Genomic DNA, 17,869 nt, shown 5'->3' with positions numbered 1-17,869 from the left:
TTAAATGAATAATTAACCTAAAAATTTAACCAATTTTCTAGCTGTAATTTTTTAACTCTAGTCAAATCAGAATCGTGAGAAACTAAAATCAAATTATGAACTATAGCGGTAGCAGCTATCAAAATATCTGCATCCTGAATAATTGTACCTCTGCCTTTTAAATCAGCATGAATTTCTGCTGCTTTTTGGAAAATTCTAATATCATTTAAAAATAAAATTGGGTAATCTTGGCAAAATTGTTGAAATAAAGCTAGGTTTTTAATGGCATTACTACTTAACAATCCTCTTTGAATTTCATAGTATGTTATGCCACTAAGACTAAGAAATTCACCTTGTCGCCTTATTTCTGTAATTTTCAATCCTATTTGAATGTTTTGTTTTAATAATGCTGAAACAATATTAGTATCTAATAAATAACCCATCTATTCTCGTTTTATAGCTTCATCAAAAAGTTGCATTTGCTCTGGTGTAAAATCATTGATCATTCCTGAAACTAAATGTAAAGATAAAATACTTTTAATTCGTTTTGTTAATTCCACTTCAGAAATATTATTAATATCAGGAACAGAGCTTGGGTCAAAAGTACGATTAATTACTTCAATCATTTCCTTTTTATCTAAGTTTTCTTGATAAATAGGATTATTATCAATTAAAGTTGTCACAATTCCAGGGAATTTTTGAAAGTTAGATTGATAATTAGTCAAAGTCATCTTTAAAGTTCCTCAAAATAAGGCAATTTAAATCCTATGTTAGCAGCTATAATTTCTTTGAAAATATAGAAATTGACAAAAAAACAGCCGCCTCCACAAAGGAAGCAGCTGTTTTTGATTTAAGTGACTACAGAGTATTAGTAATCGAAGTCACCACCGCCCATACCAGCGCCAGCAGCAGGTGCAGCATCCTTGGGTTCTGGTTTGTCAACAACGATGCACTCGGTTGTTAACACCATACCCGCGATGGAAGCAGCGTTTTGCAGTGCAGAACGGGTTACTTTAGCGGGGTCAACGATACCAGCAGCTAACATATCTACGAATTCGTTGCTGGCTGCGTTGAAACCAATGTTAAATTCTTTCTCTTTAACACGTTCAGCAATTACAGCACCGTTTTGACCTGCGTTTTCAGCAATTCTCTTGAGAGGTGCGGGTAATGCACGAGCAACGATTAAAGCACCGGTCAATTCTTCACCAGTGAGGTTGCCATTTGCCCACTCTTCGAGTTGAGGAGCGAGGTGAGCGAGAGTTGTACCACCACCAGGAACGATACCTTCTTCTACCGCAGCTTTAGTAGCGTTGATAGCGTCTTCGAGGCGGAGTTTCTTGTCTTTCATTTCGGTTTCGGTGGCTGCACCAACTTTGACTACAGCTACACCGCCAGCCAATTTAGCCAGACGCTCTTGTAATTTTTCTTTGTCGTAGGAAGATTCGGTTTCTTCCATTTGACGGCGAATTTGTTCGATGCGAGCTTTAACGCCAGCTTCGTTACCTTCAGCAACAATTGTGGTGTTGTCTTTGGTGATGGTGATGCGGCGTGCTTTACCTAAACCATCAAGCTTGGTGTTTTCTAGCTTCAGACCAGCATCTTCGGTGATAACTTGACCGCCGGTGAGGATAGCGATGTCTTCTAGCATAGCTTTGCGGCGATCGCCAAATCCAGGTGCTTTCACAGCAGCTACATTCAGCACACCACGCAAGCGGTTAACCACCAAGGTTGCTAAAGCTTCTTTTTCAATATCTTCAGCAATAATTACCAAGGGTTTGCCTTGACGTGCAACTTGCTCCAGCACGGGTACTAAATCTTGTACCAAAGCGATTTTCTTATCGGTTAGCAGGATGTAAGGATCATCAAATACTGCTTCCATCCGCTCAGGATCGGTTGCGAAGTAAGGAGAGATGTAGCCTTTGTCAAAGCGCATCCCTTCGGTGATTTCCAATTCGGTGGTCATGGATTTTCCTTCTTCCAAGGAAATTACACCTTCTTTACCCACCTTATCCATTGCTTGGGCAATCATCTGACCGACTTCATCGTCGTTACCAGCAGAGATAGAACCAACTTGAGCAATAGCTTTGGAATCTTCTACAGGACGAGCGTGTTCAGCAATTTTCTCAACCAAGAAGTTGGTAGCTTTATCAATACCACGCTTCAACAGAATGGCATTAGCACCAGCTGCAACGTTACGCAAGCCTTCTTTAACGATCGCATGAGCCAATACGGTAGCGGTTGTGGTACCATCACCCGCAGCGTCGTTGGTTTTAGAAGCAGCTTGACGAATCAAAGAAACGCCAGTGTTTTCAATATGATCTTCTAATTCGATTTCTTTAGCGATGGTCACACCGTCGTTCACAATTTGAGGTGCGCCAAATTTCTTCTCTAGAACTACGTTACGACCTTTGGGGCCGAGGGTAACAGCTACAGCCTCAGCTAAGATGTCAATGCCTCGCTCTAGGGCGCGACGTGCGTTTTCGTTGTAAATAATGCGCTTTGCCATAGTTGTTAATTTTCCTGATGTCAGTTGTTCTGTGTCAGTTGTTCTGTGTCATTCGTCATTTGTCATTTGTCTAGCGACTATTGACTGTTGACCATTGACTTTTGACTATTGACTAGGAAACGATTGCTAGAATGTCTTTTTCAGACAACAGCACATATTCTTCGGTGCCGAGTTTAACGTCTGTGCCAGCGTACTTGGAGTACAATACTTTGTCTCCAACTTTGACTTCCAACTCTTGACGAGTACCGTCATCGTTACGCTTGCCAGCACCAAGAGCAACTACTTCCCCTACTTGGGGCTTTTCTTTGGCGGTGTCGGGCAAGTATAGACCACCAGCGGTCTTTTCTTCAGATGCGCTTACTTTTACAAAAACGCGATCGCCTAAAGGTTTAACTGTAGATACGCTTAAAGATACAGCTGCCATACAAATTTCTCCAGAGTTAGCACTCTCAACTCCTGAGTGCTAATTTACCGAAGGACAGCCTGCAATGGCAACATTTTTATATGTACGGGTTTCCGAACTAGTGGGAGGAGGCAGGGGGCAGGAGGTAGTAGGCAGCAGACTAAAAGACCCTTCAGACTTCATCCTTCACACTTCATACTTCAGTAATCGGAAGTTCACTTAAGTATTAGTACCTAATTAAGTTTAATTTTCTGATTTTTCTCCGTAAGTTACGAATATTGTTATATGGTCAACTTTATTTGCAAAGCTTGGAAATTGTTATAGAACAGTAAACAGGGAGCTGAATCATGAGTAACAATACCAAGATTCAAAAAACCACCTCATCGACAAAACCATTAATATGTAGACAACAAGAAAACCTTAAGTAATTGTGTAAAAACTTTATTGATTGCAAAAAATCAGCAACATATTTTTATGTATGCTGACCACACGGTTGCTAACTGCGGTTGACAGCGAGTTAGTGGAGAATCCTAGGAAAGCGTAAATCAGCTGCTTCAAGAATTAAAACTTGATTAACAGCTATGAAAGTTGCTTCCTCTGCATCTTGACAATTCAAGACAATTGCTTGCCAGTTTGTTGTTCTAGACAGATAATAGTTTTCTGCTCGGATGGTGGTGTCAGGTATCGCCAAGCAAATTTGCAAGTCCCAAAGCGGATCATCCAAACATACTTGATCGGCATACAGCTGGTGGAAGAATTTGCATTTTTAACCCATCTTTGCCGGAAATTCCCCTACTTGCTTGTTAACATCTGATAAGGCTTCACATCCGCAGGATATAGTAAAGCAGTAAGCCAATGAAAGTGCGAGTTGTTATAAAGCTAGGGTCATCTGAAGCCAATACTTACTTGTGAATGGAAGATGATTATTATTTAATCAGTGTTTTTTCACTCGCAACTTTCAAAGCGATATATAATAGCGCATTATAATTACTACTGCTCTACGTATCCTTACCGGACTTTTGCCGATGAGCTAGTGGTCTTAAATAAGGTGATAACCGCTTTTGAGACTTCGAGGAAGCAAAGGCAAGTTAAGTGGGAAAAAAGACAACATCTCGATAAATCCACCATATTAAGGATAACCATTCAAGACCTTGATGGACCGAAGCGCGACAAGTGCCACTGCTATGAAAGAGCCCAGCATGAAAGATCACAAACGCCTTCTACTAATTGATGACGACCCTAACCTCATCTTGCTGGTGAAGGATTACTTGGAATTTAGAGGATATGAAGTCGTCACTGCTGAAAATGGACGCGAAGCTCTGGAAATTCTAGAGCATGACGTTCCAGATATGATCATCTGTGACGTGATGATGCCGGAAATGGACGGTTACACTTTTGTAGAACAAGTCCGGCAAAACGAACGCACCAGTTGGATTCCCGTTCTTTTCCTGTCAGCTAAAGGACAAAGTGCAGACCGAGTGAAAGGTTTAAATAAAGGTGCTGATGTTTATATGGTCAAGCCCTTTGAACCAGAAGAACTCGTTGCACAAGTAGAATCTTCGCTGAAACAAACCATCCGTTGGAAGGAACACCAAGCCAAAGGCGGAGAAAACGGTTCCCGCATTCAAGTTCCCTTCGATGTACAGTTAACTCCTACTGAACTGAAAGTAGTACAGTTCGTGGCTAGGGGTTTAGCTAACCGCGAAATTGCTGAAGAATTAAACGTTAGTCAGCGTACCGTTGAAAGCCATGTGTCCAATATGTTGGGCAAAACCAATCTCCATAACCGCACTGAATTAGCGCGGTGGGCGATTGAAAATCAAATGGCTTAAAAAGCTTTCAGCATTCAGCCGTCAGCTTTTTACTGTTAACTGACCGCTGATAGCTGAAAGTTTGTTTACCAGCTTGCGAGAAAAATGTCTCCTGAGGCTAGATTTATGTGGATAAAATGCTTCCTGTTGGCAAAGTTGCTGTTAGCCAGTTAGAGAAGAAAGCAGCTAAATCCTGATAAAGTGCGCCAACCTCAGCAGCACACCCCATTGAACAATCCAGTCATCCCAAGATAAGTGACTTCAGCAATTATTACTGCCTAATAGTTATTGAATGCACGGGACAAATGGCATGATTGCATCTACCCTCCTTGGGGTATCTCATGATTTTTATCCTGTGCTGTGGACGATAGTTCTGTGTGACGCGCATGAGTGCTAAGACATAACAAGAGCGCGAAAATGGTGAATCCTGCAACAAATCCACTGCATCACTCTACCCAAAGATTAAAAGCGATCGCACTGATGATGTTAGGGCGATCGCTTTTAGTTTGAATAAACATGATTCTCGCACGGAAGCGCACGTTTCATCAAGTTTTTCACCACTTGACATTTGTGAACTTACTGCATCATTTTGGGAAAACTAAATCCAGAATTTGTCAAGATGGTGGTGATAAAATCATGGCTTCAGTAAGTATTCCTGGATATAAAGTCAGCGAAGAACTCTACAAAGGTTCTAGAACAAAAGTTTATCGAGGATATCGAGAAACCGATCAAAAACCTGTAGTGATTAAGCTGCTGAAAAATGCTTATCCTAGTTTCCATGAACTCTTGTCGTTTCGCAATCAATATACTATTGCCAAAAATCTCAACTCATCTTTGATTGTTCAAACCTATAGCCTCGAACCCTTCCAAAATGGCTATATGTTAGTCATGGAAGACTTTGGTGGAATTTCTCTTAAGGAATGGGGAGTAGGGAGAACATTACAGGAGTTTTTAGAAATAGCGATCGCCCTGTGCAATACATTAGATATACTATACCGCGAACGCATTATTCATAAAGATATTAAACCCGCCAATATATTAATTAATCCCGAAACCAAGCAAGTTAAATTAATCGACTTTAGTATTGCCTCTTTATTACCACGAGAAACACAAACTCTAGTTAACCCTAATGTATTAGAAGGGACACTAGCTTACATTTCTCCCGAACAAACAGGGAGAATGAATCGCGGGATTGATTATCGCACAGACTTCTATTCTTTGGGTGTCACTTTTTATGAATTACTTACAAGAGAATTACCTTTTGCATCAAATGACCCAATGGAATTGGTGCATTGTCACCTTGCTCAAACAGCACCATTAGTACATGAAATCAATTCCGAAATTCCTGCGGTCATTTCCAGAATTATTAGTAAATTAATCGCCAAAAATGCTGAAGATAGATATCAAAGCGCATTGGGATTGAAATACGATTTAGAAAATTGTTTGGCGCAACTGCAAAAAACGGGTCAGATTGAAAGTTTTGAAATAGCAACAAGGGATGTGTGCGATCGCTTCCTCATTCCTGATAAAATTTATGGACGAGAAACTGAAGTTAAAACCCTCCTTGAAGCATTTGATAGAGTCAGTCAGGGCGCAACAGAAATGATGCTCGTTGCTGGGTTTTCAGGAATTGGTAAAACAGCCGTTGTCAACGAAGTGCATAAACCGATTGTCAGACAACGTGGCTATTTTATCAAAGGCAAATATGACCAATTTCAACGCAATATTCCCTTCTCTGCTTTTGTGCAAGCATTCCGGGATTTAATGGAGCAATTGTTAACAGAAAGTGATGTCCAAATTCAGCAATGGAAAACTAAAATATTAGAGGCTGTTGGCGAAAATGGACAGGTAATTATTGAAGTCATTCCCGAACTGTCAAGAATTATTGGCGAACAACCACCAGTAATAGAGTTATCAGGAACGGCGGCAGAAAATCGCTTTAATTTATTATTCCAAAATTTTACCCAAGTCTTTACCAGTGCATCACATCCCTTAGTAATATTTTTAGATGACTTGCAATGGGCAGATTCGGCATCGCTCAAGTTAATGCAGCTATTAATGGCTAATACAAATAATCTTTTCATCATTGGTGCGTACCGCGATAACGAAGTCACTTCAGCACATCCATTAATATTGACATTAAATGAAATTGCGAAATCACAAGCAAAGATTAATACGATTACTTTAGCACCGTTGAGTCAAGGGCAAGTCAATAAGTTAGTAGCTGACACACTCAAATGTTCAGAAGATTTAGCATGGCATCTTTCTGTATTGATTTATCAAAAAACTCAAGGAAATCCGTTTTTTGCCACACAGTTTCTCAAAGCATTGCATCAAGATGGATTAATTCAATTTGACTTTGAGTTAGGCTGTTGGCGATGCAATTTATCAGAAGTGACGGCTCAAGCAGTTACAGATGACGTTGTAACTTTCATGAGTTGGCAACTGCAAAAATTACCGCGATCAACTCAAGATATCTTGCAGTTAGCGGCTTGTATTGGTAATCAGTTTGATTTAGAAACTTTGGCGATTGTTTCGCAGCACTCGGAAATTGAGACAGCTGCGGCTTTGTGGAAAGCTTTGCAAGAAGGGTTGATTTTACCAATTGGTGATGTTTATAAGTTTTATGTCGGGCAAGAAAATCAAGCAGATACATCAGAAAATCAACTGATTGTTACATACAAATTCTTACATGACCGAGTACAGCAAGCAGCTTATTCCCTGATTCCTGATGACCAAAAACAGACGACTCATTACCAAATCGGACAACTGCTGCAACAGATTTCCGCACAAGCAAGAGAAGACCGGATTTTTGAAATCGTCAATCAATTAAATTACGGCACGGCTTTAATTAGCGAACAAACTCAACGAAATGAACTAGCACAACTGAATCTGATTGCATCTCGCAAAGCCAAAAATTCTACCGCCTATCAAGCAGCGAGTGAATATGTCACAGTGGGATTGTCTTTGTTGGGAGGAAATACTTGGCAGCAGCAGTATGAAATGACCCTTACCTTGTATGAATTAGCGGCAGAAGTAGCACTGCTAAATGGTAATTTTGAGGCGATGGAACAGTTCATTGATACTGTTATTCAACAGGCACATTCTTTATTAGAAAAGGTTAATGTTTACTGCATTAGAATTCAATCGCATATTTTCCAAAGTAAATTGACTTCAGCGATCGCGATCGCCCAACCAGTTTTACAACAGCTTGGTGTTACCTTTCCCCAAACACCCACACCATCAGATCTGCAACAAGAAATCCAAGAGATTGAGGAACTGATTGGAGATAGGCAAATTGCCGATTTGGTTAACTTGCCACAGATGCGAGATGCCGAAAAACTCGCTATTCTGAAGATTTGCAATATCATCAGCCCAGCAGCTTACCTTACTGGTTCACCGTTGTACCCATTGCTGAATACTTTGTCCGTTAAACTCTCGATTCAGTACGGCAACACATCGAATTCTACTTTCGGCTATGTGAACTATGGCAATATTCTCTGCAATTTCTTCCAAATCGTAGATACAGGAACACAGTTTGGTTCTCTGGCACTCCAGATTATCTCAAAACTCGATGCCAAAGCCACTAAAACAGAGGTTTTGATGATTTTGGGGATATTTATTGTACATCGCAAATCTCACATTCAAGAAACACTACCCCTTTTGCAAGAAGGTTACACCAGTGCCTTAGAATTTGGAAACCTGGTACTTGCTGGATATAATGGACACACTTTTTGTCTCAATTCTTTTTGGTGTAATCAACCCCTGGCTACCTTAGAGCAGGATATTTCCGCCTACTGCCATAGTTTGATGCAAATAAATCAATTGACAACCGCAAATTATTGTCGGATTTATTGGCAACCAGTTTTAAATCTGCTGGGTTTTGCAGAACACACCACATTTTTGTCTGGAAAAGCCCTTGAAGAAACAGAATTTCGACCGCAGCTACAATCTGCCAATGATGGATATGGATTGTATATTTTCCATTTGTATAAATTAATGCTTTGTTTCTTGTTTGGAGAAATTGAGCCAGCGAAAAATCATGCTATTGAAGTCAGGCACCATTTTATGGCTGGTGCGGGATTAGTCAGCGAACCAGTATTTTATCTTTATGATTCGCTCCTGACTTTGGCTCAATTAAATCCAGAATTAGAGGAAACATCAGCAGCATTGCAGAGTGTAACAGAAAACCAAACCCAGTTACAGCAATGGGCGCATCATGCACCCATGAATTACCAGCATAAGCTGGATTTGGTAGAGGCAGAAAAATATCGGGTATTAGGCAAGAATTATGAAGCAGGGGATTATTACGATCGCGCTATTTCTCTTGCTAAAGCCAACAGCTACATCCAAGAAGAAGCCTTAGCTAACGAACTAGCAGCTAAATTCTACCTCGAATGGGGTAAAGCCAAAGTTGCCGCAGGCTATATGCAAGAAGCTTACTATTGTTACGCCAAATGGGGTGCAAAAGCCAAAGTTGCCGATTTAGAAAAACGCTATCCCCAACTACTTGCCCCCATATTACAGCAAACTCGTTCGACCCTCTCAATTAACGAAACCATCATCCCCTTGGGGACTGTCGCCTCCACTAGTGGAGCCACTTCTAGCAGTAGTGTCTCAAATACCCTAGATTTAAAAGCGATTCTCAAAGCTTCCCACACGATCTCCAGTGAAATCGAACTGGAAAAATTGCTTGCATCGTTACTGAGAATCGTCATCGAAAATGCGGGGGCTGATAAAGGTGTATTAATGCTGTTACGAGACTCGCGCCTGTTAATTAAAGGATCGATGTCCCAGGGAACACAGCCAGTTGTGTTACAGAGAATTCCTGTTGAAGATAGTCAAGATATTCCCCACAAACTAATTTACAAAGTCAAGCACAGCAATCAAACTGTTGTGCTGATGGATGCGACAGCAGATCCGATTTTAGCCAATGACCCGTATATTGTGCGTCAACAGCCTAAAAGTATCTTGTGTAGTCCGATTTTGCATCAAGGCAAGTTGATGGGGATTTTATACCTGGAAAATAGTTTAGTCACAGGAGCGTTTACAAGCGATCGCGTTGAAATACTGAATTTACTTTGCGCTCAAGCTGCAATTTCCCTAGAAAATGCCCGACTTTATGAAAATTCCCAGAACTATGCTCAACAATTGACACAATCTCTCACGCAATTGCAAGCTAATGAAATCCGCTTTCAAAATTTGGCAAATAATATTCCGGGCATGGTATACCAATTCCGTCTGGCGACGAATGGTTCCACTTCTACACCCTACGTTAGTTCTGGCTGTTGGGACTTGTATGAGTTAGATCCAGAGTTGGTGATGCTGGGGATACATAATCCTTATACAATGCACCATCCTGACGATCACGCAGCTATTGAACAAGCAATGACCTACTCTGCCCAAACTCTGACACCTTTTGAACAAGAATGGCGGATTATCCTACCTTCAGGAACAGTGAAATGGATTCAATCTGCGGCTCGTCCAGAGCTACAAGCCGATGGTGCAATTGTCTGGGATGGGGTGGTGATTGACATTAGCGATCGCAAACAGGCTGAGAAATCTTTCAGACTGACTCAGTTTGCCATTGATCGTTCCAGCGTGCCGATCTGGTGGGTTAAACCGAGTGGACAGATTTCTTATGTTAATGATGCCGCCTGTCACGATCTTGGCTATTCTCGAACTGAGATTTTGCAAAGATGCGTGTGGGACTTCAATCCAGAGCTTTCGTTGGAAGCCTGGAAAAAGCATTGGCAGGAGCTTAAACAGAAGGGTTCATTTATCTTTGAGGCTTACAATTGCAACAAATCAGGGCATAGCTATCCGGTGGAAGTAACGGTTAACTACCTTGAACTAGAAGGCGAAGAGTACAATTGTGCATTTGTAAAAAATATTACTGAACGCAAACAAGCAGAACTTGCCTTGCAACAAGCGCAATTACAAATAATTCAAAGTGAGAAAATGTCTGCTTTGGGTAACTTAGTTGCGGGTGTAGCTCATGAAATGAATAATCCTTTAGGTTTTATTGCTGCCAGTATCAAACAAGCTCAACCCATCTTTGCTGATATTTTTGAACACTTAAAACTCTATCAAGAAACTTTTCCAAACAAGAGTGAAGAAATCGAAGACCATGCTCAAGAAATTGATTTGGAATATAGCTTAGAAGACTTGCCCAAAATGCTTGATTCCATGACTATGGCGTGCAACAGGCTGAAAAATATCAGCACCAGTTTACGTACTTTCTCTCGTGCCGATCGCGATTACAAAGTGCCGTTTAATATTCACGAAGGTATTGATAGCACCATTCTCATTCTCAAACATCGCCTCAAAGCTAACGAACAACGTCCGGCAATTGAAGTTGTCACCAACTACGGTAATTTACCGCAAATTGAATGTTTTCCTGGGCAACTAAATCAAGTGTTTATGAATATTCTTGCTAATGCTATTGATGCTTTAGATGAGTCAAATATTGGACGAAGTATGGCAGATATTCAAGCCAATCCCAACCGCATTACTATTACCACTGACCTCGCAGATAATTTTGTGAAGATAAAGATTGCTGATAATGCTAAGGGAATGAGCGAAGAAATTAAACAGAAGATATTTGACAATTTATTTACGACGAAAGCTGTCGGAAAAGGAACGGGATTAGGATTGGCGATCGCTCGACAAATCGTTGAAGAAACTCACGGTGGAAAATTATTTTGTCACTCTGTTCTAAGTCAAGGTACAGAATTTTTAATTGAAATACCTATATAAAAAATATACGCCTCCAATGGAGGCGTATATTTATTTGAAAATTCAGCTTAAGCAGCCGCAGGTTCCAAAAGTTTAATATTCGAGAACATAAATTCTTGAATATTCATATGTCCGTTGACTTCGGTGCGAATTTCTCGACGATTGAGAATGAAGTATTGGCCTACCTTTTCATATTCATCGGTGAATTCGCTTCTACCACCCTTCTGTTCGCCAGTCTTGGGGTCATGGTAAACAGAATCGTATGTATGAGACAAGTAACCTTCGCCAGTTTGGTGGCTGCTGAAAGTGTTGATAGTAACGACAACGCCGTGAATTTGACGGTGAACGAGGCAAACTTCGTTATTGCGGACTTTATATTTATCGCCAGCAGCTTTACCACCAACCAAAATTTCTACTGCATCAGTTAAGTCGGTGTCACCATAGCTAAATGTGTTTTCGCGGTGGGTGTCTTCAAAACTGCGACGAACACGGTGAATAGCAATTTCCCAAGCTTGACCATGAATTGCTTTTTTGACTTCCTCGTCTTCTACTTCCAGAACTTCCGCTTTGAGTTCAGCATTGATGGTTACTTTACCTGTAATAACTTTATCGTCATACTTATAGGTAACATCTGCGGTATAACCGGGGAAATTATTATCCCATGTGTAGCGGTTTTCATAAGCAGCCCGGAAAAGTTCCTGAGCAGAGAGTTTGGTAACTGTCATGTGCTTCTCCTAGCGTATCCAGTGATAATAGCGTTTTACTCTTGCTGGTATTAGCATAGAGGTAATTGTTGAGTAGAGCATAGTCCCCAATGGGGTACACTTTGGGTACACTTATGGCTAATTCTCTTCATGCTGTATTTGGTGCGATCGCTAGTGTCCGTAATGAGCAAGAATTGCATCTCGCTCTTAAGGATAAGATTAGCGACCATTTTGGTGTGCAGCATTGGGGTATTTATCTTTTAGATGAAAAAGCACCAACCGAAATTAATATTCCTGCTATTCCCTCAGTATGTTTAGAGGGGAACCCTGTAGGACGTTACGTAGTTGAGCGTCACGCTCCCGCCCATGAGCAATTATTATTATCCCCAGGAGACTGGAAACATTTTTGCTCTCGTTCTGACCACGAACACGTCATGACTGGGCCAATTGTTTGTGATGGTCAATTGATTGGTACATTACACCTAGCACGCGATCGCGGTAAGCCTGCTTTTGATGGCAACGACTTAGCTGATTTAAGTGCTGTATGCTTGCATTTGTCAGCTAAACTGGCAACTTTAAGGGCAAAACCTACAACTTCACCTTTAGTTAGCCGCCTCACACCACGCGAGTTAGAAATCGCTGAGTTGGTAGCGCAGGGCTTAACTAATGCAGAAATTGGTGAAAAACTCTGGATTACGCAAAACTCAGTGAAGCAAGCTTTAAAGCGGATGTTTCGTAAGCTAGAAGTATCAGCACGGGCGGAAATGGTGGCGAAATTACAGGATGTTTTGGTTTCGTAGAGAATGATGAATTAATATGACTCGCCCGCCAATTCTTCAACCTGGTACAAGCTATACCTTTAGCAAATATTTTGAATTGCCTTATATGCCAGCCGATATTCTTGCAGAATTTGATTTTAAATATGAACGCAAGCGGCTGGACTTACCAAGATATGCAGATAAACTTAACTGTTTAGAATTTTTGAGCCGTTATTTGCAAAGAAATTTAACCTACGTTAACCCAATAAGCGAAACTGCAAGACGAGAAGTATTAATCGCACCCACACTACTAGAAATTTGTGCAGAAACTCATGCTCAGTTAAATATTGAATATCCGATTAATATTAATGAAAAACTCAAAGGTAGCTTTGACTATTACATTAACACTAATGTGGGAATGTTAGTAGTTGAAGCTAAACAATCTGATTTAGGTCGAGGCTTTACTCAATTAGCAGTTGAATTAATTGCACTTGACCAATGGATAGAATCAGCAACGCCAATTTTATATGGTGCAGTCACAACAGGAGAAGACTGGCGATTTGGCATATTGCACCGTCAAGAAAAGATTATTTCGCAAGACTTGAAACTTTATCGAGTTCCTGAAGAATTGGAAGAATTACTGCGAGTTTTGGTTGGAATTATTGTTTCAAGTTGACCTTGATTAGAAATATCTATTCCTAATCAGTTGGAATTTCGTGCAAATACGTAAATTTGCAAAGATTTATACAACTTTAACTTTGAGAAAATTTTAATAATTTCTAGAGTCTGCTAGGTAGACTGCAATGACATTAGCGACATAAATTCTATGTTATTGAAATGCCTTATCAAAGCTTCAAAATCTCTATATAAATCCTCTATATTGTCTAATAAGAAATGAACTCCAGAAATTTCATATTGAGCAAGCTGCCAATCATTTGGTTTTCTCAGATTATAAACAAACGTCACTTTATCTGATTGCTCTAATATTTGTTTTAGTCTACAAATTCGTCGTTGATACTTTTCTTTAACTAGACCTAAATCTTCTTCTCCCTTTGCCGAAAAATCATGTGGGAAAAGAATCTTGTATTTCTTATCTAAAACAGGTGTTATTATTTCATGAGAAACTTCTAGATCAATACCATTCTCTTTAAATAGCATTCTATCAGTAGGAGGTAAGAAAAGTAAGTTTTCTTTTGCCATGAAATCGACGAAACCATTTTGGATAAGACTGATAGCTGAACTTACAGGTGTTACATTCCAGTCAAATGGAAATGCTTGCACCCTTTTTTTGCTGTTTCGCAGATAATGCGTTACAGAGCAGTCTATGCCAATTGGTATTAGTATTGTTTTCATACTCATAAAATTAATTGACATCCATATAAATTACATAAATTAGAGGTTTCACAGCTAAAAGAAACCTACTAAATTTAGAAACCACAGGTAAAATTAACCGTAACCTGTGGTTGTGGATTTGAACTATACGCGAGCTATAGTGACAATCTCTAACTGATCTTGATATTTACCCTGTCTTGCTTCGTAACTAATTGCACAGGGTTCACCTTCTAAAAAGAGTAACTGCACTACCCCTTCATTGGCGTATATACGACAGTCTGCACTAGAAGAATTAGAAAATTCTAGCGTTAAATGACCACGCCATGCAGCCTCCGCAGGAGTTAAGTTGGCGATTATACCGCAACGTGCATACGTGCTTTTACCTATACAAATTACTGTAATATTATCTGGAACCTCTAACCGTTCTAAAGCAACTCCCAATCCATAAGAATGAGCAGGCAAAATAAAGTAACTGCCATTCACATCTGTATGTAGTGGTGTTGACTCTAGATTATGAGGATTAAAGTTTTTGGGGTCAACAACAGTTCCTGGTATGTGGCGAAAAATCCGAAACTCAGCGGGGGAGAGGCGGATATCGTAGCCATAGGAAGAAAGACCGTAGCTGATAACGGGTTGAGGATCTACAGAGGTATCTTTCTGTAATTTTCGGATTAAGCTTGGCTCAAAGGGTGAAATCATCCCTTTTTGAGCCATTTCCGTAATCCAGATATCGTTCTTAATCACAAGTTCACAGGTAATTCAAACCGAACTACTAGGATATCGTGAACAGTGTCTTTTGTTTAGGGTCGATGGCTGCGGCGAATTTCGGTAATTTGGTCTGCGACATCTAAAAGAGATTTGGGCATTTCTGGGCCTGTAAGAATAATATCGATGTGGGGCGGACGTTTTGCTAAGAAAGCTAAAACGTCAGTTTCAGGAATTAAACCAAAGTTGATGGCTAAACTTAACTCATCTAAAACTACTAAGGAATATTTACCTTCGTAGACTACATTTTGAGTATGTTGCCATAACTTTTGTAAAGCTTGATTTTCAGCTTCATCGAGGTGTGGTGTATCGATACAGCGAGGCAAATCACAGCGTATCCAGTCGAGATTTTGTCCTAACTGCATTGGTTTGTCATGTCCTTGACCAATACCGCCTTTGAGGAACTGTACTACTAATACTGATGTGCCTTGACCAGCAATTCTCAAGGCTTGCGCCATAACGGTGGTAAAAAAGTTACGGTGAGAGCTAGTAAAAACTTGCACTAACCCTTCTACTGGATGTGGTGAGGTAAGTGTCGAATTGCTGCTGGGTGATTCTAACTGGGCAACCATAAGGAAAATTTAGAAAATTACAAAAAAATAAATAAGTTCTGCTGAGAGTGATTGCAAATCTACTTATATGATTAACCTGATTTTGACAAGTGTGTTCTGGGTTGAGGGAATGGTGAATAGGGAGTGGGGAGTAGGGAAGGTGAGATTTTTGGAACCCGGAGGGGGTAAGGCTGAAACAGAAAAGTAATCCAAAAATCTAAAATCCAAAATCCAAAATTGGTATGAGATATTGACATTTTCGTTTTTTGGATGAAACTAGTCGCAACACGATCGCAAAATTTGGGAGCAACAAATGAAACTAGCAGAGTGTTATGAATTTTACCAGATGAGGAGTGAAGTCAAGTGAGATTAGTGATTCTGGGAGGTTCAGGATCAGGTAAAAGCACTCAAGCGCAAAGGCTTGGCAGACACTTTGATATACCTCTGATTTCTACAGGTGAGATTTTACGGGAAGCGATCGCTAACTATAGCGAACTCGGCCGCCATGCACAACCCTATGTAGCCAGAGGTGAGCTAGTCCCGGATGAAATGATGATTCAATTGATTCGGCTGCGCCTGATCAAGCCTGATGTCAGTTGTGGTTGGATATTAGAAGGTTATCCCCGCACAGCCTTTCAATCGGAAGAACTAGATTTTTTATTGGATACTTTGGCGCAAAAGTTGGACTGGGCAATTTATTTACAAGTACCACAAGCCGTCATGGTCAGCCGTTCCCTGGGGCGTTCTTTACCAGATGACCAACCAGAAATCGTCCAGCGTCGAGTCGAAATCTTTTACGATCGCACTATCCCCATCCTAGAATATTACGACCGTCGCCGCCGCCTGTTAACCATCAATGGTGACCAACTACCCGATATAGTGGAGCAAAATATCCTTAATTTGCTAATAAGTGCTGATTGCTGAGTCAAAAGACAAAATTTCCGACTTCAGACTTCAGACTTTACACTTTTTCAGTGCTGCGTCAAAAGACAAAATTTCACACTTCAGACTTCATACTTCACACTTTTTCAATCCTGCGTCAGAAGACAAAATTTCACACTTCAGATTTCATACTTCACACTTCACGCAGTATTCTAAAAGGAAAACTTTGAGGCAAATCCAATGGCATGGCAGCGTCCCGATGGCAGACAACCTTACGAACTGCGTCCTGTAAGCTTTCAGTCTGGCTTTACTCGCTTTGCACCTGGTTCGGTATTAGCTAGATGCGGCGATACTCAGGTACTTTGTAATGTGAGTGTGACTGAGGGAGTGCCAAGATTTTTAAATGGAAGTGGTAAAGGTTGGTTAACCGCTGAGTACCGAATGTTACCCGCCGCAACACAGCAGCGCCAAGAACGGGAATGGTTGAAATTGTCGGGTAGAACTCAAGAAATTCAACGTTTAATCGGACGCAGCTTAAGAGCAACAATAGATTTTGAGGCTTTGGGCGAACGTACAATAACTGTAGATGCTGATGTTTTGCAGGCCGATGCCGGAACCAGAACCACAGCCATTACAGGTGGTTTTGTTGCCTTGGCGCAGGCAATTTCGCAATTATTACAGCGCGGGGTGTTAGAGCGATCGCCTTTATGCGGACAAGTCGCAGCAATTTCTGTAGGTTTATTACAAGGTGAGCCATTTTTAGATTTAAACTACCCAGAAGACGTAGCCGCTACAGTCGATTTCAACGTCGTGATGGATCATCGTCTGGGAATTATTGAAGTTCAAGGCACAGCCGAGGAAGGTAGTTTTAGCCGTACCCAATTAAATCAACTGTTAGATTTTGCCGAAAAAGGCATTCAAGAATTGTTAATTGCCCAACGTGAAGCTATTCCTGGCTGGGAAAGTCTGTTTGAAGTGTGAAGTATCAAGTGTGAAGTATGAATTCGCTACTGAATCTCGACTTTTCAGGTTTTAAACGAGAAAGTTCTTGTTTGAAATAAGAACGTTCGAGTTCGGAAGGCAAAGTTTCAGCCTTTTTGCTCAAATATTGGAGTTCGGAAGGCAAAGTTTCAGCCTTTTTACTCAAATGTTGGAGTTCGGAAGGCGAAAGTTCAAGCTTTTTACTCAAATGTTGGAGTTCGGAAGGCGAAAGTTCAAGCTTTTTACTCAAATATTGGAGTTCGGAAGGCAAAGTTTCAGCCTTTTTACTCGAATATTGGAGTTCAGAAGGTGAAAGGTGAGGCTTTGAGGTGGAAGTGTCAAGAAATTTTCTGTGTTGGGTGTTGTGGGGTGTGGTTTTGTCTCACGCAAAGGCGCAGAGGCAGCCACCTCCATACGGGGGTTCCCCCCGTTGAGGAGAGTGGCGCAAAGAGGAATGAG

At 40.7% G+C, this 17,869-nt stretch carries 15 protein-coding genes; 6 read left to right on the top strand and 9 right to left on the bottom strand.

Features of this window, described 5'->3' with window-relative positions:
- Window positions 1-17: 17 nt before the first annotated feature.
- The 5 genes from ACMX3D_RS24495 to ACMX3D_RS24475 form a co-directional block, all read right to left on the bottom strand.
- Complete coding sequence (locus ACMX3D_RS24495; RefSeq protein ID WP_482748399.1) at window positions 18-422, bottom strand: PIN domain-containing protein; 405 nt, start codon at window positions 420-422, stop codon at window positions 18-20.
- Window positions 423-710 (bottom strand): hypothetical protein, encoded by a 288-nt coding sequence (locus tag ACMX3D_RS24490; protein WP_482748398.1) that lies wholly within the window; start codon window positions 708-710, stop codon window positions 423-425.
- A gap of 137 nt (window positions 711-847) precedes the next feature.
- Entirely contained in the window at window positions 848-2,485 is a 1,638-nt protein-coding gene (gene groL / locus ACMX3D_RS24485; RefSeq protein ID WP_482748397.1) for a chaperonin GroEL, read from the bottom strand.
- Window positions 2,486-2,597: 112 nt separating this feature from the next.
- The gene (gene groES, locus ACMX3D_RS24480; protein WP_482748396.1) at window positions 2,598-2,909 is read right to left on the bottom strand and encodes a co-chaperone GroES; all 312 of its coding nucleotides are present in this window, start codon (window positions 2,907-2,909) and stop codon (window positions 2,598-2,600) included.
- 496 nt (window positions 2,910-3,405) lie between these two features.
- Window positions 3,406-3,612, bottom strand: coding sequence for a hypothetical protein (locus tag ACMX3D_RS24475; RefSeq protein WP_482748395.1), 207 nt, complete (start codon window positions 3,610-3,612; stop codon window positions 3,406-3,408).
- 430 nt (window positions 3,613-4,042) lie between these two features.
- Between ACMX3D_RS24475 and ACMX3D_RS24470 the strand changes: the two genes are divergently transcribed.
- The gene (locus tag ACMX3D_RS24470; protein ID WP_015113911.1) at window positions 4,043-4,720 is read left to right on the top strand and encodes a response regulator transcription factor; all 678 of its coding nucleotides are present in this window, start codon (window positions 4,043-4,045) and stop codon (window positions 4,718-4,720) included.
- 615 nt (window positions 4,721-5,335) lie between these two features.
- Window positions 5,336-11,458, top strand: coding sequence for a trifunctional serine/threonine-protein kinase/ATP-binding protein/sensor histidine kinase (locus ACMX3D_RS24465; RefSeq protein WP_482752419.1), 6,123 nt, complete (start codon window positions 5,336-5,338; stop codon window positions 11,456-11,458).
- A 47-nt stretch (window positions 11,459-11,505) separates the two neighbouring features.
- On the opposite strand, the gene ACMX3D_RS24460 is transcribed toward ACMX3D_RS24465, so the two are convergent.
- The gene (locus tag ACMX3D_RS24460) at window positions 11,506-12,162 is read right to left on the bottom strand and encodes a DUF3386 domain-containing protein (protein ID WP_482748394.1); all 657 of its coding nucleotides are present in this window, start codon (window positions 12,160-12,162) and stop codon (window positions 11,506-11,508) included.
- Window positions 12,163-12,275: 113 nt separating this feature from the next.
- Here ACMX3D_RS24460 and ACMX3D_RS24455 point away from each other — a divergent pair, with 113 nt between their 5' ends.
- Window positions 12,276-12,941 (top strand): LuxR C-terminal-related transcriptional regulator, encoded by a 666-nt coding sequence (locus ACMX3D_RS24455; RefSeq protein ID WP_482748393.1) that lies wholly within the window; start codon window positions 12,276-12,278, stop codon window positions 12,939-12,941.
- Window positions 12,942-12,957: 16 nt separating this feature from the next.
- Window positions 12,958-13,575, top strand: coding sequence for a hypothetical protein (locus ACMX3D_RS24450; RefSeq protein ID WP_482748392.1), 618 nt, complete (start codon window positions 12,958-12,960; stop codon window positions 13,573-13,575).
- 113 nt (window positions 13,576-13,688) lie between these two features.
- On the opposite strand, the gene ACMX3D_RS24445 is transcribed toward ACMX3D_RS24450, so the two are convergent.
- From ACMX3D_RS24445 to ACMX3D_RS24435, 3 genes are all read right to left on the bottom strand, one after another.
- Complete coding sequence (locus tag ACMX3D_RS24445) at window positions 13,689-14,252, bottom strand: DUF1796 family putative cysteine peptidase (protein ID WP_482748391.1); 564 nt, start codon at window positions 14,250-14,252, stop codon at window positions 13,689-13,691.
- A 123-nt stretch (window positions 14,253-14,375) separates the two neighbouring features.
- Window positions 14,376-14,945: a dCTP deaminase gene (dcd, locus tag ACMX3D_RS24440; RefSeq protein WP_482752418.1), complete on the bottom strand. Its 570-nt coding sequence runs from the start codon at window positions 14,943-14,945 to the stop codon at window positions 14,376-14,378.
- Between the two features lie 86 nt (window positions 14,946-15,031).
- Window positions 15,032-15,568 carry a P-loop NTPase family protein gene (locus ACMX3D_RS24435; RefSeq protein ID WP_482748390.1) on the bottom strand — a complete coding sequence of 179 codons (537 nt, stop codon included), beginning with the start codon at window positions 15,566-15,568 and terminating at the stop codon, window positions 15,032-15,034.
- Window positions 15,569-15,910: 342 nt separating this feature from the next.
- Here ACMX3D_RS24435 and ACMX3D_RS24430 point away from each other — a divergent pair, with 342 nt between their 5' ends.
- Window positions 15,911-16,471: an adenylate kinase family protein gene (locus tag ACMX3D_RS24430; protein ID WP_482748389.1), complete on the top strand. Its 561-nt coding sequence runs from the start codon at window positions 15,911-15,913 to the stop codon at window positions 16,469-16,471.
- Window positions 16,472-16,669: 198 nt separating this feature from the next.
- Window positions 16,670-17,410 (top strand): ribonuclease PH, encoded by a 741-nt coding sequence (rph, locus tag ACMX3D_RS24425; protein WP_482748388.1) that lies wholly within the window; start codon window positions 16,670-16,672, stop codon window positions 17,408-17,410.
- Window positions 17,411-17,869: the final 459 nt, after the last annotated feature.

Source organism: Anabaena sp. TISTR 8404 (assembly GCF_056847745.1).
This window is presented reverse-complemented; position numbering and strand designations above follow the sequence as displayed.